Source organism: Amycolatopsis sp. N2S4-7 (assembly GCF_058119595.1).
In genome coordinates, this window is the sequence record NZ_CP172299.1 from 7,296,139 (window position 1) to 7,323,081 (window position 26,943).

Annotated in this window: 22 protein-coding genes; 17 read left to right on the forward strand and 5 right to left on the reverse strand. The window is 70.5% G+C overall.

Annotation, left to right across the window (positions count from 1 at the left end; translation table 11 throughout):
• Positions 1 to 114 precede the first annotated feature (114 nt).
• Positions 115 to 1,173, forward strand: a complete 1,059-nt coding sequence (locus tag ACH54P_RS34680; protein WP_489916805.1) for a glycosyltransferase — start codon at positions 115 to 117, stop codon at positions 1,171 to 1,173.
• A 36-nt stretch (positions 1,174 to 1,209) separates the two neighbouring features.
• Positions 1,210 to 2,157, forward strand: a complete 948-nt coding sequence (locus ACH54P_RS34685; RefSeq protein WP_489907513.1) for an RNA polymerase subunit sigma-70 — start codon at positions 1,210 to 1,212, stop codon at positions 2,155 to 2,157.
• Here ACH54P_RS34685 and ACH54P_RS34690 read toward each other — a convergent pair.
• Both ACH54P_RS34690 and pdxR read right to left on the reverse strand, forming a co-directional pair.
• Positions 2,144 to 5,380, reverse strand: a complete 3,237-nt coding sequence (locus ACH54P_RS34690; RefSeq protein WP_489907514.1) for a GH92 family glycosyl hydrolase — start codon at positions 5,378 to 5,380, stop codon at positions 2,144 to 2,146. The genes ACH54P_RS34685 and ACH54P_RS34690 overlap by 14 nt on opposite strands.
• Before the next feature lie 93 nt (positions 5,381 to 5,473).
• Positions 5,474 to 6,796 (reverse strand): MocR-like pyridoxine biosynthesis transcription factor PdxR, encoded by a 1,323-nt coding sequence (pdxR, locus tag ACH54P_RS34695; RefSeq protein ID WP_489907515.1) that lies wholly within the window; start codon positions 6,794 to 6,796, stop codon positions 5,474 to 5,476.
• Positions 6,797 to 6,843: 47 nt separating this feature from the next.
• On the opposite strand from pdxR, the gene ACH54P_RS34700 reads away from it, so the two are divergent.
• Positions 6,844 to 7,839 (forward strand): aldo/keto reductase, encoded by a 996-nt coding sequence (locus ACH54P_RS34700; protein ID WP_489907516.1) that lies wholly within the window; start codon positions 6,844 to 6,846, stop codon positions 7,837 to 7,839.
• Here ACH54P_RS34700 and ACH54P_RS34705 read toward each other — a convergent pair.
• The gene (locus ACH54P_RS34705; RefSeq protein ID WP_489907517.1) at positions 7,767 to 8,669 is read right to left on the reverse strand and encodes a LysR family transcriptional regulator; all 903 of its coding nucleotides are present in this window, start codon (positions 8,667 to 8,669) and stop codon (positions 7,767 to 7,769) included. The two genes, ACH54P_RS34700 and ACH54P_RS34705, sit on opposite strands and share 73 nt — an antisense overlap.
• Before the next feature lie 82 nt (positions 8,670 to 8,751).
• Between ACH54P_RS34705 and ACH54P_RS34710 the strand changes: the two genes are divergently transcribed.
• The 5 genes from ACH54P_RS34710 (at position 8,752) to ACH54P_RS34730 (ending at position 12,790) form a co-directional block, all read left to right on the forward strand.
• The gene (locus ACH54P_RS34710) at positions 8,752 to 10,017 is read left to right on the forward strand and encodes an MFS transporter (protein WP_489907518.1); all 1,266 of its coding nucleotides are present in this window, start codon (positions 8,752 to 8,754) and stop codon (positions 10,015 to 10,017) included.
• 139 nt (positions 10,018 to 10,156) lie between these two features.
• Positions 10,157 to 10,525, forward strand: a complete 369-nt coding sequence (locus ACH54P_RS34715) for a type VII secretion target (protein WP_489907519.1) — start codon at positions 10,157 to 10,159, stop codon at positions 10,523 to 10,525.
• Between the two features lie 4 nt (positions 10,526 to 10,529).
• Positions 10,530 to 11,447, forward strand: coding sequence for a hypothetical protein (locus ACH54P_RS34720; RefSeq protein WP_489907520.1), 918 nt, complete (start codon positions 10,530 to 10,532; stop codon positions 11,445 to 11,447).
• A gap of 12 nt (positions 11,448 to 11,459) precedes the next feature.
• Positions 11,460 to 11,948 (forward strand): hypothetical protein, encoded by a 489-nt coding sequence (locus ACH54P_RS34725; RefSeq protein ID WP_489907521.1) that lies wholly within the window; start codon positions 11,460 to 11,462, stop codon positions 11,946 to 11,948.
• Complete coding sequence (locus ACH54P_RS34730) at positions 11,945 to 12,790, forward strand: hypothetical protein (RefSeq protein ID WP_489907522.1); 846 nt, start codon at positions 11,945 to 11,947, stop codon at positions 12,788 to 12,790. The genes ACH54P_RS34725 and ACH54P_RS34730 overlap by 4 nt, the downstream gene beginning before the upstream one ends.
• Positions 12,791 to 12,799: 9 nt before the next feature.
• Here ACH54P_RS34730 and ACH54P_RS34735 read toward each other — a convergent pair whose 3' ends face one another.
• The gene (locus tag ACH54P_RS34735; protein WP_489907523.1) at positions 12,800 to 13,957 is read right to left on the reverse strand and encodes a pyridoxal phosphate-dependent aminotransferase; all 1,158 of its coding nucleotides are present in this window, start codon (positions 13,955 to 13,957) and stop codon (positions 12,800 to 12,802) included.
• Between the two features lie 50 nt (positions 13,958 to 14,007).
• On the opposite strand from ACH54P_RS34735, the gene ACH54P_RS34740 reads away from it, so the two are divergent.
• The 7 genes from ACH54P_RS34740 (at position 14,008) to ACH54P_RS34770 (ending at position 22,267) form a co-directional block, all read left to right on the forward strand.
• Complete coding sequence (locus ACH54P_RS34740; RefSeq protein WP_489907524.1) at positions 14,008 to 14,544, forward strand: helix-turn-helix domain-containing protein; 537 nt, start codon at positions 14,008 to 14,010, stop codon at positions 14,542 to 14,544.
• Positions 14,545 to 14,624: 80 nt separating this feature from the next.
• The gene (locus ACH54P_RS34745; RefSeq protein WP_489907525.1) at positions 14,625 to 15,221 is read left to right on the forward strand and encodes a toll/interleukin-1 receptor domain-containing protein; all 597 of its coding nucleotides are present in this window, start codon (positions 14,625 to 14,627) and stop codon (positions 15,219 to 15,221) included.
• Positions 15,218 to 16,840: a CATRA system-associated protein gene (locus tag ACH54P_RS34750; protein WP_489907526.1), complete on the forward strand. Its 1,623-nt coding sequence runs from the start codon at positions 15,218 to 15,220 to the stop codon at positions 16,838 to 16,840. Before ACH54P_RS34745 ends, ACH54P_RS34750 begins: the two co-directional genes overlap by 4 nt.
• 9 nt (positions 16,841 to 16,849) lie before the next feature.
• Positions 16,850 to 17,470, forward strand: a complete 621-nt coding sequence (locus ACH54P_RS34755) for a hypothetical protein (protein ID WP_489907527.1) — start codon at positions 16,850 to 16,852, stop codon at positions 17,468 to 17,470.
• Positions 17,467 to 20,598 carry an ATP-binding protein gene (locus tag ACH54P_RS34760; RefSeq protein WP_489907528.1) on the forward strand — a complete coding sequence of 1,044 codons (3,132 nt, stop codon included), beginning with the start codon at positions 17,467 to 17,469 and terminating at the stop codon, positions 20,596 to 20,598. The genes ACH54P_RS34755 and ACH54P_RS34760 overlap by 4 nt, the downstream gene beginning before the upstream one ends.
• Before the next feature lie 184 nt (positions 20,599 to 20,782).
• Entirely contained in the window at positions 20,783 to 20,965 is a 183-nt protein-coding gene (locus ACH54P_RS34765) for a hypothetical protein (RefSeq protein ID WP_489907529.1), read from the forward strand.
• 99 nt (positions 20,966 to 21,064) lie between these two features.
• On the forward strand, positions 21,065 to 22,267 hold the full coding sequence (locus tag ACH54P_RS34770) for a helix-turn-helix domain-containing protein (protein WP_489907530.1): 1,203 nt from the start codon (positions 21,065 to 21,067) through the stop codon (positions 22,265 to 22,267).
• A gap of 3 nt (positions 22,268 to 22,270) precedes the next feature.
• Here ACH54P_RS34770 and ACH54P_RS34775 read toward each other — a convergent pair whose 3' ends face one another.
• Positions 22,271 to 25,198, reverse strand: a complete 2,928-nt coding sequence (locus ACH54P_RS34775; RefSeq protein WP_489907531.1) for an AfsR/SARP family transcriptional regulator — start codon at positions 25,196 to 25,198, stop codon at positions 22,271 to 22,273.
• 147 nt (positions 25,199 to 25,345) lie between these two features.
• Here ACH54P_RS34775 and ACH54P_RS34780 point away from each other — a divergent pair, with 147 nt between their 5' ends.
• Together ACH54P_RS34780 and ACH54P_RS34785 are read left to right on the forward strand one after the other, a co-directional pair.
• Positions 25,346 to 25,981: a vWA domain-containing protein gene (locus ACH54P_RS34780; protein WP_489907532.1), complete on the forward strand. Its 636-nt coding sequence runs from the start codon at positions 25,346 to 25,348 to the stop codon at positions 25,979 to 25,981.
• Positions 25,978 to 26,895 (forward strand): hypothetical protein, encoded by a 918-nt coding sequence (locus ACH54P_RS34785; protein ID WP_489907533.1) that lies wholly within the window; start codon positions 25,978 to 25,980, stop codon positions 26,893 to 26,895. The genes ACH54P_RS34780 and ACH54P_RS34785 overlap by 4 nt, the downstream gene beginning before the upstream one ends.
• Positions 26,896 to 26,943 lie beyond the last annotated feature (48 nt).

Below are 26,943 nucleotides of genomic sequence, written 5' to 3' on the forward strand. Positions count from 1 at the left end.
CTTCCGGCTGCGTGTGATGGATGAGCCGTCACCGCCGTCGACCACGCTGGAGGTAGCCGTGTCTGTTTCCGAACCCGACCTGCTCCGGCGCGCGCGATGAGGCCCGCCGACCCGATGGTGTTCATCCTCCCGGCGGCCCCGCCGGGCAGTGACACCTACGACAAGCGGATGTGCCAGAACCTGCCCGCCGTCGGGCAGCCGGTGCTGGAGCTGCCGATCGCCGGCGACTGGCCGGAGCCCGACGCGACGTCCCGCCGCCGGCTGGCGCGGTCGCTCGCGGCCCTGCCCGACCGGACGGTGGTGCTGCTCGACGGCATGATCGCGTCGGGCGTGCCCGAGATCGTCGTCCCCCACGCCCGGCGGCTGCGGCTGGCCGTGCTGGTGCACCAGGCCCTCGCCGACGAGCCCGGCCTCGACCCGGCGCACGCCGCCGAGCTGGACGCGTGTGAAAGGGAGACGCTGCGGATGGCCGGGATGGTCGTCGCGACCAGCCCGTGGCTCGCCCGGCTGCTGATCGACCGCCACGACCTCGACCCCGGTCGCGTCTACGTCGCCAAGCCCGGCACCGACGCGGCTCCGCTGGCGGCCGGCGCCGACGGCGTGTCCCGGCTGCTGTGCGTCGGCGACGTCACCCGCCGCAACGGCCACGACCTGCTGGTCCAGGCCCTCGGCGAGGTCGACCACCTCGCGCTGTCGTGCGTCATGGTGGGTTCGCTGGAGGTGGACCGGGCGTACGTCGACGAGCTCGGCTGGTCGATCGAACGCCTCGGCCTGGGCGGCCGCATCACCCTCGCCGGCGGCGCGGTCGACCTGGGTGCCGCCTACAACGCGGCCGACCTCCTGGTGATCCCGGCCCGCGCGGCCACGTCCGGCATGTTCGTCGCGCAGGCACTGGCCCGCGGCATCCCGGTACTGGCCACCGAGGTGGGCGGGGTGTACGACGCACTGGGCGTAGACGCCGACGGCGAGGTCCCGGGGCTCCTGGTCGAGCCGAACGACCCCTTCGCCCTCGCCGACGCCCTGCACCGCTGGTACGCCGACGCAGAGCTACGCCGCTCCCTCCGCACGGCGGCCCTTGGCCGCGGTAGTGCGTTGGAGGAGTGGGACGTGGCGGCACGGCGGCTGACGCAGGCGTTGTCGAGACTGGCGTCCGAGCCGCGCATCGTCGCCTGACCGATTCCTTTCGCCGTCCCCGGCGGTCAGAGGATCATGACCGTGGTGACTCCGGACTTCGAGCCCTACCGGCGTGAGCTGCTCGCGCACTGCTACCGCATGCTCGGCACCCCCGACGAGGCCGAAGACGTCGTGCAGGAGACCTACCTGCGCGCCTGGCGTTCGTACGACCGCTTCGAGGGCCGCGCGTCCGTCCGCTCCTGGCTCTACCGGATCGCGACGAACGCCTGCCTCACCGCGCTCGAGCAGCGGGGACGGCGGCCGCTGCCGTCCGGGCTGGGGGCGCCCGCCGCCGATCCGGATGCTCCGGCCGTTCCGGCCGAACCCACGGACCTCTGGCCGCGGCCGATCCCGGACGCCTTGATCACCGACGAGGCGGACGACCCCGCGGAGATCGCCGTGGCCCGCGACGGCGTCCGGCTGGCGTTGATCGCCGGGCTTCAGCTGCTCCCGCCGCGGCAGCGTGCCGTGCTCATCCTGCGTGAGGTGCTCGCCTTCCCGGCTGCCGACGTCGCGGAGATGCTCGGCACCACCGTCACCGCCGTGAAGAGCACCCTCCAGCGCGCCCGCGCGACCCTCGCCGACGCGCCCGACTACGACGACGACCTCACCGAGCCCGAGCAGCGCGAACTCCTCGACCGCTACATGAGCGCGTTCATGAACTCGGACCTGGCGGCGCTGGAGCGCGTCCTGCGCGACGACGCCGTCATCGAGCCGGTGCCGTCCCGGACGTGGTTCGCCGGAAAGCGGACTTGTGTCGCGTTCTTGCGACACGTAATGGGCGAGCCGGGCGAGTGGCACATGACGCCGACCCGCGCGAACGGCCAACCCGCGGCGGCCGCCTGGTACCGCGGCGAGCCGTTCGGCCTGGCGGTGCTGACCCCCGGCAAGGGCGGCATCGCGAGGATCACCGTCTTCGGCTTCCCTGACCTGGTGGAACGGTTCGCCGGCGACCCGGCGAACCGAACCGTCACGCCAGGGTGAGCGCGTAGATCTCGACCCGCGGGTCGTTCGGCAGGCTGACCGACTGCAGCGTCTTCCCGCCGTCGAGCCCGGCCGAAATCCCGAACAGCCGGACCGGTGGCCCGTCGACGCCGCTGCCCGCCTTGATCCGGTGCGGCATCTCGAGCACCACCGGGCTGCCCGACCCCGCCCAGTCGCCGAACGTCACGGCGAGGTCGGCGCTCGTGCCGTCCGTGTAGTGCGCGGTCAGCGTCGTCGACACCGGGCCGTTGTGCGACGCCCCGACCAGCCGCAGCGCCGCGTGCTGACCCGCGGGGAGCAGCAGCGACTGGCCCCGCGCCTCGACGAAGTTCGCCGCGGTGCCGGTGGCGTCCGGCGCCGCGTAGGTGACGCCGCCCCAGGTCACCGGGCCCGCGGCCGGCAGCAGCGCGGCGTCGTAGCTCCAGCCGCCGCCGTCGAAGTTGCCCTCCGAAGACGCCGCCACCGTCGCCGTGCCGTCGTGGTTGAGGTCGCGGCCCAGGTCGACCGCGCACGAAGGGCCGGAAGACGCGCACGCCGAAGGCGTCCGGACCTCGACGGTCGCGGAACGGGTCACCGTGTTCGCGCCGAGGCCGGCCACCTTGACCTGCACCGGGTAGCGCCCGAGCGCGGTCCCGGCGGGCACGGTCACGGTGATCGGCACCGTCTTCTGCACCGGCAGCCGCCCCGACCAGACCAGCTGCAGCGGCTGGGCCTGCGTCTTCCACCCGGCCGGAGCCGAGACCGAGACGGTCACCGGCTGCAGCGCCGGGTTCTGCGCGAGGACGTCCAGGTCGAGGTGCACCTGCTGCGCCGAGCCCGCGGGAATCACCACGGACGACTGCCGCAGCGACGCGTCGACGTGCCGCCGCGGGTCACCGGGGGCGTTGTTCACCGACGGCGGCTCGCTCGAAGTCCCCCACGAAGAGGGCTTCGACCCGAGCTGGTGGGCGAGGGTCCCGCCGTGCGCCAGCGAAGACCAGTCCAGCGACGTCTGCCGGACGGCGCGGCCGTTGAGCGACACGCTCTGGACGTACCGGTTCACGTCGCTCGCGCCCGGCGCCGAGACCGTGAGCGTCCCGCCCTGCGAAGAGCCGTACTGTCCGATCCGGACGGTCGCCGACTCGAACTGCGGGCTCGACAGCGCGAGGAAGTTCGCGCCGCTCATCGTCGGGTACAGCCCGAGCGACGAGAAGACGTACCAGGCCGACATCGTGCCGAGGTCGTCGTTGCCGGTCATGCCGTCCGGGCCGGTGGTGAACAGCGTCATCGCCGCGCGGACGACGGTCGCGGTCTTGGCCGGCGCGCCCGCCCACAGGTACATGTACGGCGCGAGCAGGTCGGGCTCGTTGTTCGGGTTGTAGGTCGCCTTGCCGTAGTAGTCGTACGGGCTGGAGATCCAGTCGTTGCGCGCGGTGCCCGCCGGATCCTTCAGCAGGTTGTCGTAGGCGAAGAAGGAGTCAAGCCGCTTCTCCGTCGTCTTCTTGCCGCCCATCAGGGAGACGAGCCCGGCCGGGTCCTGCGGCACGAGCCACTGGTACTGGTAGGCGCCGCCTTCGTGGAACTGGTGGTCGGCGTCGACCGGGTTGTACGGCGTGAGGAAGGTGCCCTCGGTGGTGCGCGGGCGGAACTGCTGGATCGAGGAGTCCCACAAGTTCTTGTACCACTGGCCGCGGTCGGCGAACATCTTCGCGTCGGCGCCGTGGCCCAGCCCGCGGGCCATCAGCGCCAGCGCCGCGTCGGCCGCCGAGTACTCCATGGTCGCGGACGCCGGGTGCTCGCAGTCGTTGTCGCCGCCCTTGGCCGCGCAGTCCTTGCCGAGTTCGAGCCCGCTCGGGATGTAGCCGCGGTCGTTGTAGTAGTTGACGCCGGAGCGGCCGTTGTACGGCGAGTCGGCGGGCGGCGTGCTCGTCGCGTTCTTCTTGAGCAGCGCGTACGCCTCTTCTTCGTGCCCGGCGAGCAGGCCCTTCGACCACGCCTCGACGAGGAACGGCGTCACCGGGTCACCGGTCATGATGTTGGTTTCGCTCTCGGCCAGCGCCCAGCGCGGCAGCCACCCGCCGTCGCGGCCGATCGCCACGACCGACAGCGCGACGTCCCGCGCGACCTGCGGTTCCAGCATCTCGAGCAGCTGGTTCTGCGGCCGGTAGGTGTCCCAGAGCGAGAAGTTCTGGTACGGCGTGTAGCCGCTCGCGGTGTGCACCTTGCCGTCGAAGCCGGTGTACGCGCCATCGGTGTCGCCGGCCAGGTTCGGGTGCAGCTGCGCGTGGTAGAGCGCGGTGTAGAACGCCGTCTGCCGCTCGGGGGTGCCCCCGGCGATCTTGATCGCGCCGAGGCGGTCGGCCCACTGCTGGTGCAGGGCGGCGCGGGTGGCGTCGAAGTCGTAGTTCGACGTCTCCGCCGCGAGGTTCTTCCGCGCGCCGTCGAGCCCGGTGTAGGACAGGCCGACCTTGAGCACGACGTCGTGGTCGGTGGTCGCGTCGAAGCTCGCCCAGGCGCCGTTGCTGCCGGTGCCCGCCGCGTCGCGGCTGCCGTCGGTGCGCGTCGAGCCGCGCCAGGTGCCGTACGAGCTGAACGGCCGGTCGAAGGTGGCCGTGAAGTAGACGGTGTGCTCGTCGTGCCCGGCGCAGAACCCGCCGGCGCGGACGCGGCCTTCGAGGGTGCGGTCGCCGACGATGTGGATTTCGGAGTCCTTGACGGACTGGTTGGCCTGGCCGGTGTTGAACAGGACGTTCGCCTGCCCGGACGAAGGGAAGGTGTAGCGCTGCCAGCCGGTGCGCGCGGTCGCCGTCAGCTCGGCGTCGATCCCGTACTTCTTGAGGCCGACGCGGTAGTAGCCGGGCTCGGCGTGTTCGTCGTCGTGGCTGTACTCGGACTTGTATGCGTTCTTGTCAACGTTGTCGACCGCGCCGGTGGTCGGCATGACCGGCAGCTCGCCCATCACGCCGCAGCCGACGCCGGACAGGTGCGTCTGGCTGAAGCCGTAGATCGCGTTCTGCAGGTAGTCGTAGCCGCCCTGCCCGCCGGTGTCCGGGCTGACCTGCACCATCCCGAAGGGCGCGCTCGCGCCGGGGAAGGTGTTGCCGAAGTTCTGCGTGCCGACGAACGGGTTGACCAGCGAAACCGGGTCGACCGGCTCGGCGGCGTGTGCGGTGGCCTGGGTCGTGGCGGCGACCACGAGCCCGATGGCCGCGGCGGCGACCAGCCGTCTTCTCTGCGACCCCATGGGGCGCACCTCCCAGGTGACAACGTTGTCAGAAGTGGATCGGGGACCGAATCGGTCAGCAGCCTCTCACTTCGGCGCCGGTTTGAGAAGCCCTCAACCGGCCGCTTCGCGCAGCAACCGGGCGGCGGTTTCGACAGCGTTGTCGGCGAGGTTGCCGTAGCCGAGGACGAGCGCGGGCTCGCCGGGCGCGACGCGGTAGTCGTCGAGGTCGGCCACTTTCACGCCCTTCTCCCGCGCCTCCCGCACCACCGCTCGCGCGTCCCGGTCGAGGTGCAGGACGAGGTGGAGCCCGGCGGCGACCCCGGAGAGGCGTGCAGGGCCGAGCGCGGCGACGAGCCGGTCGCGCCGGGCGCGGTACCGCAGCCGGGCGGCCCGCAGGTACCGGTCGTAGCCGCCGCTGTCGACGAACCCGGCGAGCGCGAGCTGGTCGATCACCGGGGGCGCCGCCGCCGAAATCGTCCACTGTGGAGGGAGCGCGACCCAGCCGAGGCCGAGTGCCGGGCTGAGCGTCTTGCTGACCGACCCGAGCAGCGCGACCCGCGCCGGGTCCATGCCCTGGACGGTGCCGACCGGCCGCCGGTCGTAGCGGAATTCGGCGTCGTAGTCGTCCTCGAGGACCACCCCGTCGACGTCCCGCGCCCACGCCAGCAGCTCGGCCCGGCGCCGCGGGGAGAGCACGGCGCCGACCGGGAACTGGTGCGCGGGCGTCACGAGGACCGCCCGCGTCCCCGGCGGGATCCGGCTGACGTCGAGGCCCTCCCCGTCGACCGGCACCGGATCGACGGTCATCCCGGCGCTTTCGGCGGCCCGCCACAGCCGCGTCCACCCCGGATCTTCGACGGCGAGCCGCGTGACGCCCCGCTCGCGCAGGGCGTGGCAGACGCGGGTCACGCCGTCGGTGACGCCGGCGCAGATGACGATGTCGCCCGGATCGGCGCCGCGCACGCGCCGCAGGTAGCCGGCGAGCACGCGCCGCAGCCGGGGGTGGCCGGCGCGGTCGGGCAGCCCGAACTCCGCGTGCGGCACGGTCGTGAGGACACCGCGGACCGCGTCCGCCCACCGCTGCCGCGGGAAGTTCCGCAGGTCGGGCAGGCCGGGCGCGAGGTCGTACCGCGGAGGCGCCGCCCGGGGCCGCGGTTTCGGCTCGGCGGCGCTGCCGGCCCGCCGGACCCGGGTCGCCGATCCGGTGCGCCCGGCCAGGTACCCCTCGGCGACGAGCTGGGCGTACGCCTGCGTGACGACCCACCGCGAGCATCCGAGTTCGGCGGCGAGCCGGCGGCTGGGCGGCACCGCGACGCCGTCCTCGAGGCCGCCGTCCCGGACGGCCTTCCGCAGGGCGCGGGCCAGCTGTTCGTGCTTCGGGCCCGGCCCGGTCAGCTCGAGCAGGACATCCCAATTGGTCTGTGATCCAGCCACGTCATTGGACTGTAGTACCGGACCGATTGTCTTCTAGGTTCGTGTTCATGAAGAAGGTGGAACTGGGCCGGACCGGCCGGCAGGTGAGCCAGGTGTCTCTGGGCTGCATGACGATGGGCACGTCGACGGACGAACCGACGTCGGCCCGCATCCTGGACGCGTACCTCGACGCGGGTGGCGACTTCCTGGACACGGCGAACTGCTACGCGTGGTGGGCGGGCCCGTCGTTCGCCGGCGGCGAGAGCGAGACCACGCTGGGCCGGCTGCTCCGCGGGCGCCGGGACCGCGTGTTCCTGGCGACGAAGGTGGCGGCGGGCATCACGGACCTCCCCGCGGCCCGCGCCGCGTCCCGCCCGGACGGGACGACGGACTGGGAGGCGCGGGAGCGCACCTACGAAGGGGCGAGCGCCGCGGTGATCCGGCGCGAGGTGGAGGCGAGCCTGCGGCGGCTGGGCACGGACCACATCGACCTGTACTACGTCCACGTGGACGACCGGTCCGTGCCGCTGGAGGAGACACTGTCCGCATTGGACGCCGTGGTGCGCGCCGGGAAGGTGCGGTACATCGGCTGGAGCAACGTCCGGACGTGGCGCCTGGAGCGGATCCGTGCACTGGCGTCGTCCCACGGCTGGGCGTCACCGGTGGCGGTCCAGGTCCAGCACTCGTACCTGCGCCCGACCGGCGCCGACTCCCCGTCCATCGCCGGCGGCGAACTGCTCGACTGGCTTTCGCAGCACCCGGACGTCTCCCTGGCGGCGTATTCAGCCCTGCTGCGCGGGATCTACGACGACGCGGCGTATCGCGAATCGACGCAGATCTGGCGGTCCTACGCGGGCCCGGATTCGGCGGCCCGGCTGGCGGCGGTGGCGAAGGTGGCGGCGTCGCTGGGCGCGTCCGGCAACCAGGTGGCGCTGGCGTGGTTGCTGCGTCGCGGGGTCATCCCGCTGATCGGCCCGCGCACGTGGGAGCACTACGAGTCGATCGCACCGGCGTTCACTTTGGACATTCCGGATGAACTGATGTCCTTGCTGGACAACGCGTAGGCGGTGGTGAGCAGCGCGGCGACGCTCGGTTTGTGCTCGTCGCGCCGCCGCCAGGTCATGGTGACCGCGGTCGTCTCCCCGGCCAGGGGGATCGCGACCGCGCCTTCGTGTCCGACGAGGGCGGGCACGATCCCGGCCCCCATCCCGGCGGCCACGCAGCGTCCGAGGGCGGCGAGGCTGCCGACCTCGGCCTCGACGACGGGCCCGTCGAGCCGGTCCAGCATCTCTCGGAAGCCGCACCCCTTCGGCGTGGCGAGGAAGCCGACCCCGCGGAGGTCGCCGGGCCGGATCTCTTCCTTGCCGGCCAGGGGATGCCCCGGCGGCACGATCACGACGAGCGGTTCTTCGCCGAGTGCCCGGCTGGCCAGCGCGGGATCGGCGGGTGCGTCCCCGAAGGTGAAGCAAACGTCCATTTCGGACCGTTGCACGGCCTGGTAGAGCTCACCGCGGCCGCCTTCCTTGAGCGTCACCCGCACCCGCGGCCACCGCGTCCGGTAGGCGCTGAAGATGTCCGGAATCCGGTGGGCGCAAAGCGTTTCGAGGGCGCCGATGGTCAGGTCCCCTTCGGGTTCGCCGCGTTCGTCGTCGACGGCGGCCTTCGCTTCCTCGACGAGTTCGAGGACCTGATCGGCGTACCCGACCAGCCGTTCCCCGGCCGCGGTGAGCCGGAGCCGCCTCCCGCGGTCGAACAGCTTCGCACCGAGTTCGGCTTCCAGGGCCTGGATCTGTTCGGTGACGCTGGACTGCGCGTAGTGCAGTTCGCCGGCGGCGTGGGTGAAGTTGAGCGTCCGCGCGACGACGCGGAAGGTGCGCAGGTGACGCAGTTCCATGGGGCCCCCATCGGTGTTCCCGATACCGGCCATCGTAACTGCCTGCTTCCACCGATGTCACCGAGCGTCCAGGCTTTTCCTCGTGACAAGACTCCTGACGGGCCTCTCCCTGGGCTACTTCCTGGTCATGCTGGACACGACGATCGTGACGGTGGCCCTTCCCGCGCTTTCCCCGTCGCTTTCCGACCAGCAATGGATCTCGAACGGCTACACGCTGACGTTCGCGGCGTTCCTCCTGACGGCGGGGGCGTGGTCCGACCGCTTCGGCGCCCGCCGGGTGTTCTTCACGGGGCTGATCTCGTTCGCCGTGCTCTCCTTGCTTTCGGCGTTCTCGGTGTCGCCGTCGATGTTGATCGCGCTCCGGGCTTCGCTGGGCGTCGCGGGAGCGTTGCTGGTGCCGTCGTCGCTGTCCCTGATCGCGGCGGCCCACCCGGTGCCGGCCGCGCGCGCCAAGGCGATGGGCGTGTGGGCGGCGTTGAGCGGAACGGGCCTGGTGGCGGGCCCCCTCCTGGGCGGCGTGCTGACGCAGGCGTTCGGCTGGCGAGCGATCTTCGTGGTGAACGTCCCGGTGGCCCTGGTGGCCCTCGCGCTGTCCCGTTCGGCTCCGACGACCCCGCCCAAGCCGGGCCGCACCGACGTGACGGGCCAGGTGTCGGCGGTAGTCGCTTTGTCGACATTGACCTACGCGCTGGTCGAGCGCACTTTTTGGGCTCTGCCGGTGTCCCTGGTGGCGGCCGCGGTGTTCGTCGTGTCGCAACGCCGTCCGGACTCGATGCTGCCGTCGCGCCTCTTCGCCACCCGCACGTTCCCCCTCGGTTTGGTGGCGGGTGCGATCGTGAACTTCGGACTGTCCGGCGTCCTGTTCGTCCTGTCGCTGTACTTCCAGGAGACCCGCGGCTACGCGCCGTCGTCGACGGGCTTGGCGTTCCTCCCGCTGACGATCCCGACGGCGTTCAACCCGATCTTCACCGGCCGCCTGGTGGCCCGCATCGGCCCGCGCGCCCCAGCGGTGTCCGGCTTCCTGTTGATGGCTTCGGGAACGCTGCTCCAGGCACTTTCGACGTCGGCGGCGCTGTCGGTGATCGCGTTGGCGTTGCTGGGTTTCGGGGTGTCGTTCGCGATCCCTTCGCTGCTGACCGCGGTGGTCGGCTCGGCTCCACCGGAACTGGCGGGCATCGCGGGCGGAGCGTTGAACGCGTCCCGTCAGACGGGCGCCGCCCTCGGAGTGGCGATCCTCGGAGTGCTGGCGGCCACGACGTCGACGGCTTTCGCGCTGGCCGTCGCCGCCGTGGTGCTGCTCGCCGGTGCGTCGAGCACAGCCGCGGCTCTTGGCGGGAGACCTGCGTGAGCGACCGCCCGAGCACCCACTTTCGGGTGGTCGGCTGAGTCGTGAAGTGCTGCTAGGGTCGGGTCATTCGAGGGGGGAACTCGAAAACTGCCGCTCCTGGCCTGCCGGGCGGCGGCTGAACCGAGGCTGAGGGGGAACCATGCCCGATCACGGGGCAGATCTTGGCGTTGACCTGTACAAATTGCTCGTCGTCGCGAAGGACGACCTCCCGTCGGTTTCGGCCATCTACGGTGACGCTGTGGCCAAATACGGCCACGCTCGATCCGGTCTCGACGGGGTGATGGCGCGGCCCGACCACTTCGGCGGCGACCCGGGGCCGGTCCACGCGGCCTGGGTGGCTCTGCACGGTGTGGCGGCGAAGTTCATGCAGGAAACCCGGACCAACCTGGACGACACGGCGACCGCTCTCGTCAAGGCGGTGGCGGCGTACGAGGCGATCGACCGGGGCGCGGCCGAGGAACTTCGCCGGCTGCAGGCCGAACGCGGCGAACCGAAGCCCGGGAAGTGACATCGTGAGCTTCGAGCAGTTGATGGAGCATGCCAGCCAGATCAAGTTCCTGGCGACCAAGCACGCTCTGGACAACAAGGAAGCGGAGCCCGAGTACGCCCGCAACGGTGTCGACGGTTACTACCAGCAACTCGTCGAACCGCTGTACAAGCCGTTCTCGAAGATCCCCGACCCGGCCAAGTACCAGCCGATGATCGACGACCTGTCCGTGGTGATGCACGGTCTGTCCAGTGGTCGTACGAACGAAGACCCGATCGACAAGGATCCCTACCTCGCGAATCCGACGCTCGACAAGATGCACACGGCGAGCGACTACCTGGAGGACTGGACGGGCCAGGCCGCGATGACCTTCAAGCAGAAGTTCCTCGACCCGTTCCCGTCGATCTCGACCAACCAGTTCATCCTCACGTCGATACTGAAAGCTTCGCTGGAAGCGCATCAGGCGATGTGGGACAGCACGCGCAAGGACATCGACAAGATCGCCCACGCCACGATGGACGCCTTCGACAACAAGTGCTGCGACAAGAACACGTGGAACGTCTCGTTCACGGTGTTGTCCTCGCTCGGCGCGGTCGGTGCGGCGATCCTCACCGTCGCGACCGAGGGCGCCGCCGCTCCGCTCGCGCTTCAAGTGATCGGGGCGGCAGCGCAGGTGGGTGCCACTCTGCCGCCGGACAGTCTGTCGGACCCGCCGAAGGGCGGCGGTGAAACCGCGCTGCAGATCACCAATTCCATGAAGGCTGCGATCGACCAGCTTACCCAGGTGGTCCAGAAGGCGGAGACGAAGATCACCGAAAGCATCAGCAAGATCACTCAACTGGTGAATGAGAACAGCAATTACTTCGTCGCCGCACGTCCCGCGCTGGCCGGCACGCCTCCGGGGCAGATCACCGGCAGCGGCGGTCTCGGCGACGCGGAATAGGCGGCTACGACCATGGGCCAGTTGGCAGATCGTCTGGACAGCATCTACGTGCGCGTCCGCGCGCCGGGCACGGAGATCGAAGCGGAGCTGCGCAACGGTGCGGACATCACGATCTCCTTCGGAGAAAGCGTCTACGGATTCCTGAACGAGAGTGGTTTGGAGCGCCACCTCGCCGGCTTGGCTCGGTTGTTGTATGCGGCCTGGCTGCGCGAGTACCGTGCGGCGATCGACGATTCGGCATTGGACATTGCGCCACACGACGAGCGGGACCACGCATTCTTGAGCGAACGCTCGCAGATCGAATCCAGCGGCGCGTCGAGCGACGGGCGGATCACCTTCTCCGCCGTGGGCATGCAGGACATCTCGGTGCGCATCGTCCCCGGCACGGTGTGGAAGCTGACCGAGGACCAGTTCGCCGCGCGGACGAAGGAAGCAGTCACGATCCTCGTCCAGGACTACCGGGCGAAGGTCCGTCAGTTGAAGATCCGGCACTACGCATGACCAAATCCCAATCGATGGCCCTGATCGCAGCGGCGGCGCTGGTGGTGGCGGGGATCGTCGTCGTCGCGGGCGGGAAACTGCCGTGGGTCGGCGACTCGGCGCGTGATCGGTGCGACATCCCGGACAAAGTCTCCGGAGAAGCGGCTTCGGCACCGGCCGCGCCGGGTGGTGGCGCGGTGCAGGTCGTCGAACAAGGTTTCACCCAGGATGCGAACACCGCGGTGAGCCTCGGGGCTGTCCTCGAGAACACCAGCAGCAGCGTCGCATACCGAACCAAAGTCACTTTCCGGTTGTTCGACGCGGCACACGCCGAGCTGACCGAAACCGGAACTTCGCCGCTGACGGTGGAGATACCGATTATCCTGCCGGGCCAGCGAATCGGAACAGGCGAGGAAACGTACCGCAAGGCGAAGGTGGCGTCGGTCGAGCTCGGAACCGGCGCGACCACGTGGGTGTCACGCGAGGCGGTGGGCAGCTTCTCGCCGGTCGCCGCGACGTATTTGCGGACGGCCCGCTTCAACCCCCGGATCCCCACGAGCGTGGACATCCATTACCGGGAGACGTCGACGAACTGCCGATCTCTGATCAACCGCAGAACGGCAGTGGTGTTCCGCAACGCGACAGGAAAGCTCATCGGCGGCGGCGTGGCGTCTCCTGACACACCGATCACCTTCCGCGACGAACAAGGCCGCGACCTGGGCGGCGAGACGCAGCCGCCACCAAGTCCGTCGTGTGCTCAGGGCGAGCGGGAAACCTGGATCGTCCCGCCGGCGGGCAGCCCGTCCGCCGCCGACGACTCACGAACCGAGATCTACCCGTACTGCGACGTTGCCGGCGGGTGATCTGAAACCTCAGAAGGCGGCGGCGAACCGCGCGCCGAGGTCCTGAAGGCGTTCGACGGGTTCGTTGGCGAAGACGAGCCGCAGGTAGCGGTCGGCGGACGGGCCCCAGCCGGTCATCGGGGTCGCGGCGACGCGGCCGCGGTCGAAGAGGCGGACCGACGCCTCGGCCGGGTCGAGCCCGAGCTCCGCCGTGTCGACGAGCAGCGACCAGCCGCCGTCCGGCCGGACGACCGGATAGCCGTCCAGCTGCTCGAGCACGGCCTCACACCGTTCCTGCCAGATGCCCACGGCGCGGGTGACGTCGGCCTCCGCGTCGGCCGCGGTCAAGGCGGCGGCGACGCCTTGCTGCGCGATGCCGACCTGGCACACGACGTTGGTGAGCCCGACGAGCGCGATGTCGGCGAGGATCGGCGCGGGCCCCACGACCCAGCCGACCCGCCAGCCGATCATGCGCAGCTCCTTCGACGCCGAGCCGATGGTGATCACGCGATCGGCGAGCCCGGGATGGCTCGCCGGGTGCAACGGCGGCCGTCCGTCGAACCGGATGCGCTCCATGGCGGCGTCGTAAAGCACCCAGGCGCCGTGCTCGCGCACCGGCCCGGCGAGCGCGTCCAGGTGCGCGGGCTCGAGCACGGCTCCGGTGGGCATGGCCGGCCCCATCAGCAGCACGGCGGCGGTCCGCGGCCCGACGGCGGCGGCGAGCTCGCCGGGATCGGTCCGCCAGCCTTCCGGCGTCGGGCGGGCTTTCACGTGCCTGGGCACGCCGCCGGCGAGCCGCACGCGATTGATGAGCCCGGCGTAGATCGGATCGCTCAAGACGACTTCCGCCCCCGGCTCGGTGACGGCGAGCAGGCTGTTGAGGACGCCGTTGAGCCCACCGGCGACGCTGACGCACTCGGTGACGGGGTCGTATTCCTGTCCGCAGATCCGCCCGACGTGCTCAGCGGCGGCCCGCCGCAGGTCGAGGTGCCCCTCGAAAGGCAGGTAACTGTTGGCCTCATCCCGGCCGACGGCCGCCCGCGTCACCTCAAGCGCGACCGACGGCGGCGGGACGTCGGTGTCGAGGTTCTCGAGCCGCAGAAGCCCCGGATCCCGGGCGGCATCAGCGCGGTCGCCGACGACGTTCACGCCGATTCCGGGGATCTCCCTCAACCTGCTGACGACCATCGGTGCTCCTTGACTGTTTCAGTGGTCACCGTGCCTGTCATAATAGGCACATGACTCCGCTCGCGTTCAACCTCCGCCGTCTCCGCCAAGCCCGCGGCCTGACGGTGGTCGACCTGGCCCGCGAGTCGGGAACGGCCCGCGCGACGTTGACGCAACTGGAGTCGGGAGGCGGAAACCCCACGTTGGAGACGTTGTACGCACTGGCGAACGCCCTGGGCGCGCCATTGGCCGACTTGATCGCGGAGTCCCCGCGACCACGCGTGATCCGCCGCGGCGAAGGCGTCCACGTGACGGGAAAGGCGGTGGAAGCCTGGCTCCTGGACCGCACGCCAACGGCGGAGATCTACGACTTCAGTGTGAAGACATCGCAGCCCCAGCACTCCGCGGCCCACCCCAGCGGAACGTGGGAGCACCTCCACATCCACACGGGCCGCCTCCGCACCGGCCCGGCGGAGTCCCCGATCGAACTGGGCCCAGGCGACTACGCCGCCTTCGCGGCGAACTGCGCCCACGTGTACGAACGCCTGGGCCCGGCGAAGGTGACCGGAACCCTGATCATCACAACGGATCGCCTGTCCACTTTTTAGCAAGTTTTTGGACAATTCCCGGTTTATGGCCAGTTATTTGTCCTGGTGTTGCGCCGTTCGGCCTGCCTATCATCGACCGCGTGCCGGGATACAAGTACGATCTCTTCATCAGTTACCCGCGTCGCGGAAATGCGCAGAATTGGCTGCTGAACCACTTCTACCCGCGGCTGGTCGAGTGCCTCGTCGACGAGATGGCGCCCGCGCCGAAGATCTTCATCGACAAGGAGATGCCGCGCGGCGTCCACTGGCCGTCGCAGCTGGAAAACGCCCTGCGGCACAGCAAGGTCATGCTGGCCGTCCTGTCCGCCTCCTACTTCACGTCGAAGTGGTGCATGGCGGAGTGGGGCAACATGTACGCGCGGGAACAGGTACTCGGCCTGGCCAGTCCGCAGCGCCCGCAGGGGCTGATCTACCCCGTGCGCTATTCGGATTCGAACGATTTCGAAGACGAAGGCAGGCAGCGGTCGTGGTGGGACTTCAAGGGGCTTGACAACCCGGACAAGGTGTTCCAGGAAAGCCGGGATTGGATTCCCTTCCACCAGCTGGTCAGGCGGTGCGCGCAGGATCTCGCCGAGCTGCTGAAGCAGGTGCCGCCGTGGCGGCCCGACTGGCCGGCCATCGAGCGACCCGACCCGGTGCTGCCCCCACCCCCGCCGCTGCCGAGGTTCGACTCATGACGGGGACCGTCGTCACCTTCTATTCGTACAAGGGTGGTGTCGGCCGCAGCTTCACGCTCGCCAACGTCGCCCTGCTGCTGGCCCGGTGGGGCTACCGCGTGCTCACGATCGACTGGGACCTCGAGGCGCCCGGCCTGCACCACTACTTCGACGAGCTCCTGCCGAAGATCCCCCAGGGGGGCGTCGTCGACCTCGCCTCGGATTTCCTCGACGGGGCCGAGCGCCCGAAGCCCCACGCCATCCGGCTGGACTTCGTGGACGGCGAGGTGTCGCTGCTGGCCGCCGGCAAGCAGGACGCCGCCTACACCGGCCGGGTCCAGGACATCGACTGGGACGATCTGTATCGCCAGGGGTTCGCCGAGTTCCTGGAGCGCTGCCGGGCGGAGTGGACCGAGAACTACGACTTCGTCCTGATCGACAGCCGGACCGGCATCTCGGACATCGGCGGCATCTGCACGGCACACCTGCCCGACCGCCTGGTGGTGCTGTTCACCGCCAACCAGCAAAGCGTCGAGGGTGTGGTGGACATCGCGCAGCGCGCCAACGTCGCCCGCGACCGGATGCCCTACGACCGCCCGCCGCACACCGTGTTGCCGGTCCTGTCCCGGCTGGACAACCGGGTCGAGTACCAGCGCGCCGACGCGTGGCGCCAGCGCTGCGCCGAGGTGACCGCGCCGCTGTTCCGGAACTGGCTCGCGAAGAGCGTGACGCAGGAGCTGATGCTGCGGCATACGACGGTGCCGTACGTCTCGTACTGGAGCTTCGGTGAGCAGCTCCCGGTGCTCCAAGAGCTCGTCCCGTCCGCGGACCAGATCTCCTTCGCCTTGGAAACCGTGGCCGCGGTCATCGCGCAGCAGTTCGACCGAACGGACCTGCTCGCCGACAATCGCGACGCCTACGTAGCCGCGGCCCGCGCACAGCGCCGGTCGTACAGCCTCGACCTGCTCGTGTCGGTCCCGAGGACGCAACCGCGGGCGGCCGACGAACTCATCACGAAGCTGAAGGCGCTCGATCTCCGGGTGGACCGGTCCTTGTCCAGCGACCCGGAGTTCCTCGAGCAGAGCAGCGATCCGGCCAAGCATCTGTGCCTTATCGTGGACAACGAGGTGAGCCGCTGGCAGGCCACCGAGGCGGAGCGGTTCCTCCGGCACGCTCTCGACGCCGACGGCGACCGGCAGCTGTTCTGTGTCCTCACCGGCCGGACGGACCCCGAGCGGTTGCCTGTGTTCCTGCGCAACCTGCGGCTCTTCAAGCTGAGCCCGGCCCTCCGGCCGACCCAGGTGGCGCGGCAGTTGCACGAGATCATCACCGACGCGGTGCCCACCCACTCGGACTCGGACCGGACCGCACTCCAGGACGCTGCCGCCGCCTTGCGCACAGTGCCGGCGGAAGTGACCCACGCCGGCCGCTGGGCCCTCATCGAGCAGACCGTCGCCGAGATGGCCGCGGCCCTCGACGACGGCGACCTGGCGTTGCTCAAGGACCTGACGGTGGACCTCGACCAGCTGAACCACGTCCGTGCGAACGGCAGCCGGATCACGGCACCCGGCGGCCTCCGGCCGCGGATCCGTGAGCTGCTCGTCCGGATCGATCGCCGGACCAGGATGTCGACCAAGTAGGGAGCGGGAATGGCGGACAAGTACGGACCCCAGGAACGGGCGGCGCTGCTCGTGCTGTTGCTGGCGAACGACGAGATCAACAACAAGGATCTGAAGGAGCTGCACGGCGTCACCCTCAGCAAGGACGGCCGTGAGAAGCTCAACAAGGCCGGTTTGCTTGTCACCGATACGAACAAGCGCCCGTACGTGCACCGGCTCACCACCGACGGTATTTCCTGGTGTGAGAGCGAGCTGATGAAAGCCGAGGTGCCGCAGGGCAAAGGCGCGCTGGTCAATGCGGTCTTCGAGGTGCTGTCGCGCCTCGCGCGCCATTGCCGGACCGGCAAGGTCTCTCTCTTCGAGGCGATCCACCCCTCTGGCACGACGACACCGGCTCCGACTGGTCTCGAGACTTCGATCCGGGCGGCGTACGGGGAAATCGCGAGCCGGCCGCGGGCGTGGGTGCGCTTGGAACAGCTCCGCCGGAAGATCGGCGAAGAGGTCGACCAGACCCTGCTGAACATGATGAAGAGCGAACTCGTCCACCTCTCCCCGGACTCCGATCGCCAGGGACTCACCGATGCGGACCACGCCGCGGCGATCCGGATCGGCAAGGAGGACAAGCACCTCGTGTCGATCGAGGAATCATGACCGAGGACCAGGAACGCCAAGCGCTCGCCGCGGTCCGGTTCAACTTTGCCGAGACCCCCGACGACGTCTGGGGCAAGTCGTCGTTCCACGTGGAAGGCCTGCACACGCGAGCCGAAAACCGGATCCGCGCGAGCATCCTCGACGCGAAGAACAGCAGGGGCCCGAGCCCGATCGGGCTCACCCTGCAAGGACAGAAGGGCGTGGGCAAGACGCACCTGCTCGGCCGCGTCCGGCGGGCCGTGCAGCAGGAGGGCGGCTACTTCTTCCTCATCGACCTCACGACCGGCGACGCCTTCTGGGACGACGTCCTGCGGGCCATGCGCAGCGAACTGTGGCTTCCGGACGACGACGGGGAACTCCAGCTCGCCAAGTTGCTGAAGCGGTTGTGCGACAAGGCGGACCTGCCGGACCCGGTGGCCAAGGTCGTCCTCGGCGGAGCGCCGCTCACCGGGGAAGACCTCAACAGCTTCATCGGAGCGTTGCGCCGGGTGGACGCCCAGGTGGCCGTCGAGTGCGCTGACACCCTGCGTGCCCTCGTGTTGTACGCCGCCGCCGATACCGATCAGAGCGCCGTCGGCAAGGACTACCTGTCGGCATCGACCGAAGAGGATCGGAAGAAGGCCCGCAAGGCTTGGGGCCTGCCCGCTGAGCCGAAGCCGCCCCGGGAGCTGGTGACGGAGATCTCGCGGGTGCTCGCGCTGACCGGGCCGAGCGTCGCCGCGATCGACCAGCTGGACTCGTTGATCACCAAGGCGGCCGACGAGCCCACCGCGGAAACGACCGGGGAACTCGCCGTCATCGCCGACGGCTTGATGCAGCTGCGCGAGACGACCCGCCGGACGCTGTCCATCGTGGCCTGCCTGCCCACGACCTGGATGCTGCTGCAGAAGGCGGCGACGGACTCGTTCGACGACCGGTTCACCGAGACCCCGATCCTCGGCGCCATCGTCGATCCCGAGCTCGGCCGGGCGCTGGTGGAGAAGTGGCTGGGCGTGGTCTACCAGGACGTCGGCTTCGTCCCTCCGCACGGCACCTGGCCGGTCGCGACGGAGGCGTTCGGTGGTTCGTGGAGCGGCTACACCCCGCGGCAGCTGCTCCGGCGGGTCCAAGAGCACGCCGAAGTCTGCTGGTACGGCGAGATCCGCGAACTGTCGTCGTTCGACGAAGAGGCGGTCGAACCGGCTCCGGCGCCGCAGCCGGCCGGTCCGGAACCGCACTACTACGCCGAATTCGACCGCCAGTTCGCTGAGCTGCGCAAGAAGGCCGATGTGAACGCCATCCTGAACTACCACACCGAGGACGACGTGATGCCCGGTGTCCTGCAGGCGGCGTTGCGGTCCTGGATCACCGAGTTCGGCAACGACGACCGGTCCTGGGAGACCGAGCCGCCCGCGGACGGCGCCGGGGATCTGCACGCCGGACTGCTGCGGCTGCTGAGCGAGAAGGAGGACGTCAAGGAACGGTGGATGTTCCGGGCGTTCGGGCCGAACCAGCACGGCAACCGGGTGCTGCGGCGGATGCGGGACGCGAAGCAGGCCGCCGGGATCAGGGACGGTGTGCGCAACCGGCACCTGGTGCTGGTCTACCACGGAACCAAGGGCTGGAGCGGCAAAACGACCGAAAGGGTGTTCAAGGATCTGGCCCGGGTCGGGAGCCCGCGGGTCGAAATCACCAAGGACGACGTCCGGACGTATTGGGCGCTCAGCCAGATGCTCACCAGGCAGAGCTATGAGCTGCTGAACTGGCTCGTGTCCCGCAAACCGGCGAGCAAGACGGGCCTGCTGCGGCAGATCCTCCCCGCCACGGGGCAGCCCGGCGGGAGCCAGCGGGAGACCCGCCCTCCGCCGGAACCGGCGGCCGGACAGAAGCAACCACCGGTGGATAAACAACCACCAGCAGAAGTCAAGCCCGGCGAGTTCACCCTCGGCGTCGACGGCGAAATCCGCATCGAGCTCGAATCCCTCCGCAAGCACGCCGTCATCTTCGCCGGCTCAGGCACCGGAAAGACCGTCCTCCTTCGCCGCATCATCGAGGAGTGCGCCCTCCAAGGTGTGTCCGCGATCGTCCTCGACCCCAACAACGACCTCGCGCGGCTGGGCGATGCCTGGCCGGAAGCACCCGAAGCCTGGCGGCCAGGTGACGCCCGAAGCGCCGCCGATTACCTCGCCGGGACCGAGGTTGTCGTCTGGACTCCCGGGCGTGCCGCCGGGCGGCCGCTCAGCTTTCACCCGCTGCCGGACTTCGCCGGGGTGCGGGACGACGAGGACGAGTTCGCCGCGGCCGTCGAGGCGGCCGTGGCGCGGCTCGTGCCGCACGCCCGGGTTGGTGGTGGGGCGAAAGCCGCGGTGCGAGGGCGAGCAGTGCTGCGTGAGGCCTTGACGCACTACGCGCAGAAGGACTCGCGCAGCCTGTCGGGGTTCGTCGACGTGCTCGCCGAGCTGCCGTTGGGCGTCAGCAAGCTGACCACCGGGACGAAGACCGCCGCCGACCTGGCCGAGACGCTGCGGGCCGCGATGGTCAACGATCCGCTGCTCGGTGGCTCGGGGGAGCCGGCCGATCCGGCCGTGCTGTTCACCCCTTCGCCGGGCAAGCGGGCGCGGATCTCGGTGATCAGCTTCATCGGGCTGCCGTCCGAAGAACAGCGGCAGGGGTTCGTCAGCCAGCTCCAGCTGGAGGTGTTCGCCTGGATCAAGCGCCACCCCGCGGCCGACCGGCCGCTCGGCGGGCTGTTCGTCATGGACGAAGCGCAGACCATCGCGCCGTCCGGCGGTCTGACGGCGAGCACCCAGAGCACCATCCTGCTCGCTTCGCAGGCCCGCAAGTACGGGCTCGGCCTGCTGCTCGCGACGCAGGCGCCGAAGGGCCTGCACAACCAGGTCACCGGCAACGCGACGACGCAGTTCTTCGGCCGGCTGAACAGCCCGGCGCAGGTCGCCGCGGCGAACGAGATGGCCAGGGCCAAGGGCAGCACCGTCGGGGACATCTCGCGGCTCGAACGCGGGCAGTTCTACGTCACCGGCGAGACCTTCGGGTTCCGCCTCATGCGGGCTCCGCTGTGCCTGAGCCACCACCCACCCAGCCCGCTGCGGCTGGAGGAAGTGCTCGACCGGGCCCGCGAAGGCCGCTGAACACGAAAGCCGCGTTCCGAGGGGGAACGCGGCTTTCGTGCGTCCTGGGCCGGTGACCCGTTGACCACCGCCTCGGGAAACGGTCAACTCCTTGTCGGTAAAACGCGCGTGACGAATCCTGATTGCAGGGCGCGGAAATTCCGCAAACGCCCTAATCAATCACCTTTCCCAAGGAGGATTTGTCATGTCCTTGTCCGAAAAGCTGGCCAAAATCGGTGGACCCGTGCTCGCGCTCTGCATCGTCGCGGCGGTGCCGGTGATCGGTTCCACCTCGGCGTTCGCGGACGGTGACGGCGGTGGGACGCCCCCGGCCACCAGCACCACCCCGCCGCCGGCGGGTACCGACGGCAACCCCTGGCACGGATGACGTGCGCCGGGCCGGCCGCGACCGGATCGCGGCCGGCCCGGCAATTGCGTCGACGCCGCCGAAATGGTGTACTCGGATGCAGCCGGAATGGAGGTCCGCATGGCCGGGACATTCGGCGCGCTGATGCGGGAATATCGCGTCGCCGCCGGGATTTCGATGGGTGAGCTGGCCAAACGGGTCAACTACAGCAAGAGCTACATCAGCAAGATCGAAAACGACCTCAAGCCGCCGAACGCGATGCTGGCGCGGATCTGCGACGGCGTCCTGGACGCCGGTGGCGCGCTGATCGAGTCGGCGCACGAGACGCGGGCGCGGTTCCAGGCCGCGAGCACGCTGGACCGCCGCCAGATGCTGACCGGTGCGGGCGCGGTGCTCGGCATCGCGCTGGCCGGCGGCCCGCGCCCGATCCTCGACGACGGCGTCGTGGCCGGGCTGCGGTTGTCGTTCGAGCAGCTGCGCGCGCTCGGCATGCGGACGAGCCCCGCGGTGGTCCTCGAGTCCCTCGTCGCCCAGACCCACACCGTCCACGCGCTGGCCAGGGGCAACCCGGAACCCGTCCGGTCACGGCTGCTGCTGCTCGCCGCGCGGATGGCCGAGTACACCGGGTGGCTCAGCCAGGAAGCCGGCAACGAGCAGGACGCGCTGTCGTGGACGCGGCACGCGTCGGAGCTGGCCCGCGCCGGTGGCGACCGGGAGATCGCGAGCTACGCGTACGTCCGGGAGGCCGGGCTGGCCCTGTACCGGCAGGACCCGATCGGGACGATCGACCTCGCCCGGCAGGCCCAGAACCTGGGGAGAGCCGGCTCGCGGACGTTCGGCCTCGCCGCCCGGCGGGAGGCGCAGGGGCACGCGCTGGCCGGCGACCGGGACGCCTTCGAGCGCGCGATGGACCGCGCCGCCGCGCCCCTGTATTCGTCTACTGTGGACACCCGCGACTACCCGCTGCTCGGCTCGACCGCGCCGGACCCGCTGGCGCTCGCCCGCGGCTGGTCGCTGGCCGACCTCGGCCTTCCGGGCGAGGCGGCGACGCTGCTGGGCGCGGAACTGGCCCGCGTGCCGGTGACCAACCGCCGGACCAGGGCGCGCTTCGGCGTCCGCCGGTCACTGGCCCACGCGCTCGACGGCGAGATCGACGAAAGCTGCCGGACGCTGGCCGAGACGATCGACGACGCCGCCCAGGTCGACTCCGCGACCGTGCGCACGGACCTGCGCGAACTGGCCAGGTGCCTCAGCCGGTGGCGCGGTCACCACACCGTCCGGGAGATCTACCCCGAGCTGAGCCGCGTGCTGCACCGGCACTGAACGTCACCGCGAGCAGGCACACTCCATTGCTGAACGCTCTTCGCGTACCGCGGCGGCTTCCGGCAGGTCGAGTTCGGCGAACGCGGCTTCGGCTTCGTCCCAGTGCGCGACGGCGCGCTCGTGGGCGCGCATCACGTGCAACGTCTCGGCCACCCCGCGGTGCGCACGGGCCTGGTAGGCGCGGTTCCCGTTGCCGTCAGCCAGGTCCAAGGCCGCTTCGCAGGCCGTCAACGCCTCCTGCAGAGCGCCCCGGGCGAGAGCGGTGGCGCCGCGGTCGAGGTAGAGCTGGGTGCGCAGGTCCACGTCCGGTACGTTCGCCGCCACCTCCTTGGCCTTGTCGTGGTAGCGCGCGGCTTCGACGAACCGGCCGCGCTGGCGGTGCACGTTGCCGATGTTGTTCAGCGCGTACGCCTCGACGCAGCGGTCACCGACTTCGGCGGCGTACCCGTGCGCCTCCGTGTAGCTGGCCAGGGCTTCGGTGAGCAGGCCGAGCCGCTCCTGCACGGACCCGAGGTTGTTCAGGGTGTGGGCGACCCCCTGGACGTGCTCGATCTCGCGCAATATGCGCGCCGCGGACTCGTGCTGCCGCAGGGCGACGTCGAGGTTGCCGCGCTGTTCGTTCAGATAACCGAGCATGCTCAACGCGTGGGCTTCGCCGCGGCGGTCCTCGCTCTGCTCGTACTTGGCCAGCGCGGCTTCGAGGTGCGCCATCGCCTGGTCGTGCTTCCCCAGCTCCATGGTGGGGATGGCGAGCGCGCACAACGTCGCCGCCTCGCCGCGGATATCACCCAGGCGGCGCCATTTGGGCAACGCCTTGGCGGCCAGTTCGAGCGCCTCGGTGAGCCTGCCGCGCCGGTCGTTCGCGGTGGCCAGCCGGAGCAGGACGTGTGCCTGGCCGTAGTCGTTCCCCGGATCGGCCGAGACGACCTGCCAGGCCAGCTCCAGGGTGGCGGTCCAGTCCTCGAACTGGTTCTCCGTGTTGAAGTAGCGCCACAGCAGCACCGCCGGCCGCCAGGTGTGTTCGGGCAGGTCGTGGGTGGCGGCGTAGTGGATCGCGGCCACGAGGTTGTCCCGCTCGGCGGCGATCCACCGCAGCCCGGCGGCCGCGTCGGCGAAGACCGGGACCGAGCCCGGCCGGTCGGTTCCGGGCAGCTGGGCGCGGTCGAAGGGGTACGCGGCGCCGACGGCGGCCGCCAGCGTGACGAGGTAGCGGTCGAGCAGCCGCAGCAGGGCGGCGTCCCGGCCGGGCTGCGGCTCCACGGCCGCGAACTCCTTGAGCGGGTCCAGCATCCGGTACCGCTCCGGCGTCGCCTCCTCCAGCAGGCTCACTTCGTGGAGGTTGTCGAGCAGCGCACGGGCTTCGGTGACGTCGCAGCCGGCCAGGGCGGCGCCGCCGGTGACGTCGACGTCCGGGCCGGGCAGGCTGCCGAGGAGCCGGAACAGCGCACGCTGCGGCTCGCCCAGCTGCTGGTAGGACACGCGGACCGCGGCGGTGCCGTCGACGTCGCCGTCCGCACCCCACGGCCCGCTCTCCTCGAGCAGCCGGAGCAGGTGCTCCAGCGGCCACTTCGCGTGCCGCCGGAACAACGCGGCCGCCACCCGGACGGGCATGGGCAGGAAACCGCACCGCTTGACGACGGCGGCCACCTCGGCCGACCGGCCGCGCACCCGCGGCGGATCCGTCAGCGCGTGGAACAGGTCGGCGGCCTCCTCGGGCGGCAACGGCGAAAGCCGGATGTGCTCCCAGGTGTCCGCGTCGCCCATCCGCCGGCTGGTGACGACGGCCAGGCAGCCTTCCGTGTCGGGCAGCAGCGGCCGGATCTGCTCCGGCGACGCGGCGTTGTCCAGCACGACCAGCGTGCGCGTGCCCCACAGCGTGTCCTGGTAGAGCCGGACCTTCCGGCCGACCGTGGCCGGGATCTGCTCGGCCGGCACACCGAGCTCGACGAGCAGTTCGGCGAGGGCGTCCGCGACGTTCGTTTCGTGCACCCCGGGCGTGAACCCGTTGAGGCGGACCAGGAGCTGGCCGTCGGGGAAGCGGTCGCGAAGCCGGTGGGCCGCTTCGACCGCCAGGCCGGTCTTGCCGACGCCCGGCGCGCCGCTCACCCAGACCGCGCGCCGCCCGGCCGAAGCCGCGGCTTCGATCGCGGCGAGTTCCGCGGCGCGGCCGGTGAACCCGCCGGGCCGGGACGGCAGCGAGCTGGGCGGATCCCCGCGTTCGGCCCGCGCCGCGAGCTTGCGCAGCACCGGTCCGGGTTCCATGCGCAGCCCGGCGAGGGCGGCGCGGGTGCCGTTGAAGATGCGCAGGGCCGCCATCCGGTCGCCGCCGGCGATCAAGGCGCGCATCAGGAGTTCGGCGTGCTTCTGGCTGGCCGGGTCGGCCTGGACGAGCGGCCGCAGCCGGTCGCGCGCCGAGCGGTGGTCACCGGACTCGAGCTCGAGTTCGGCCAGGTCGCCGACGGTGTCGGGGTAGCTTTCGTCCGGCGAGATGACCTCGGGCCCGCCGACCCGGTCGATGTCGATGTCTTCGAGGAACTTCCCGCGCCACAGGCCGACCGCGGCGCGCAACAGGGAGATCGCCCGGTGCGGGTTGTCGGCGCGGACTTCCGCGGCTTCGGCGCGCAGCCGGTCGAACCGGACGGTGTCCAGCTGGTCCTCGCCGAGCCGCAGCAGGTAGCCGGTCGGCGTCGTCTCGATGCTCACGTCGCCGGCGTCCTGCACGACGTCGCGCAACCGCTTGATGTAGCCGCGCACCAGGGTGGGCCGGGTTTCGCGGCCGGCCCAAACGATCTCGGTGAGGCGGGCGGGCGTCACCGGCCGGTTGGCGTGCAGGAGCAGCACGACGAGGACGAACCGCTGCTGCTGGTCGCCCAGCTGCACCGGGGCGCCGTCGTGCCACGCTTCCAGCGGGCCGAGCATCCGGAACTCCACGCGGCCTCCCCGGCGTTAGCTTGCTATCACGGTTGATATCGCGCAATCGACCGTCCGGGTTTCGGAAATCAGCATTTTTTCCACGTTCGGTCCACACGTGCTTGCCACACTCCGCCGGTCGATCAGGGGCGTGAAGGAGAAACCGGTATGGGGTCCGACGTGTTGCCGTGCTACGTGGCTTGCGATGTCTCGCTGTCGATGGCCGACCACATCGACGAGCTGAACACCGGGCTGCGGGAGTTCCGCGGCGCGGTCCACGCGGACGCGGCGATCGCCGGCCGGGTCCTCTGCAGCGTCGTCGGCTTCGGGGAGACGCCGCACGTCGTGCAGTCGCTGCTGCCGATGGACGACCTCGCCGAGCTGCCCGCACCGGGGGCGTGCGCCGGCACCAACTTCGGGCCGGCGTTCACGTTCCTGCGCGCGGCCATCGACCAGGACGTCCGGTCCCTGGAACGGCACCGGCTGCGCGTGCACCGCCCGATGGTGTTCTTCCTGTCCGACGGCCAGCCGACGGACCCGGTGACCTGGCCGGCGGCGTTCGCGTCGCTCACCGACCCGGCGTGGGCCCGCCGTCCCCGGGTGGTGGCGTTCGGCGTCGGCGACGCGGACGCCCTGGCCGCCATCGGCACGTTCCGCACCTACCTGGCCCGCGACGGCGTCCGCCTGGGAACGGCGCTGATCGCTTCGGTGATGCACGTTCTGTCCACTTCCCGTCCACCGGCCGATCGCACCCTGTCCGGAAAGGAGACGTCATGGAAACGCACTGAAGGAGACCGACCGTGAGCGGGCGAGCTGAGCTGGTCCAGGAGCTGAAGGCCCTCCGCAAGGGCCGTGGCCTGCTGGGCAAGATCGAGGACCGGGTGGGGCCGGTGCTTCGTTCGGCGTGCGCCGTAACCGACGACGACGAACTGGTGGCCATCCGCACGAAGGTGGCAGGCAAGCTGACGGAGCTGTCCTCGCACCTGCCCGAGGACCTCCGTCTGGCCGCGTTGGCGGCCTTCGCGATCTGCGCGGAGGCCCGCCAGCCGCTGTACCAGGACCGGATCGCCTGGGCGGCGACCCGGGTGGACCGCGACCCCCGAACGGTCCGCCGCCGCGTCGACGAGGCGATCGACCTCCTGGCGGAGCTGGCTTCCGGAGCGGTGCGCCCCCCGGCCGGCGCGCCATCGGGCCACTGGCACACGGCGTCCCTGTCGGTGGCCATGGTCCTCGACCAACCACGGCCATCGGTGCTGGAGCAGCGCCGCGTGATCGCCGGCCAGGACGGGCTGAGGTCCCTCGACCTCGCCGTCTCACTCCCGTCCGGCCGCGATGGCCTGTCGGTATCGGTGCTGTACGGCGGGCGGTTGGTGGACCGCGGAATGGAGGCGAGCGACCGCTGGGGGTACGGGCTGGAACTGCCCCGTCCCTTGTCGCGGGGCGAGTCGTGGGAGTTCGCGATCCTCTTCCAGCCGCCGGCACTGCGCCCGTGCATGGTGTCGGTACCCCGCCAGTCGTGCGACTCGTTCGACCTGCGAGTCCGGTTCGGGATGGAGGGGCCCGCGGAGGTGTCGGTCCTGGAGGGAGCGTTCCAGCGGGACGTGTCGGACCCGGGCTTCCGGGGACGCCGGGAGCAGGTGGACCCATCGGGGGAGGTACACCTGCGTTTCCACCACTTGACGCCGGGTCTGGCGTACGGGGCCCGATGGGCGGATTGACGGCTCGGCTCGGTGAAAGGCGTCCTATGTGGACAGATCGCCGGTTGA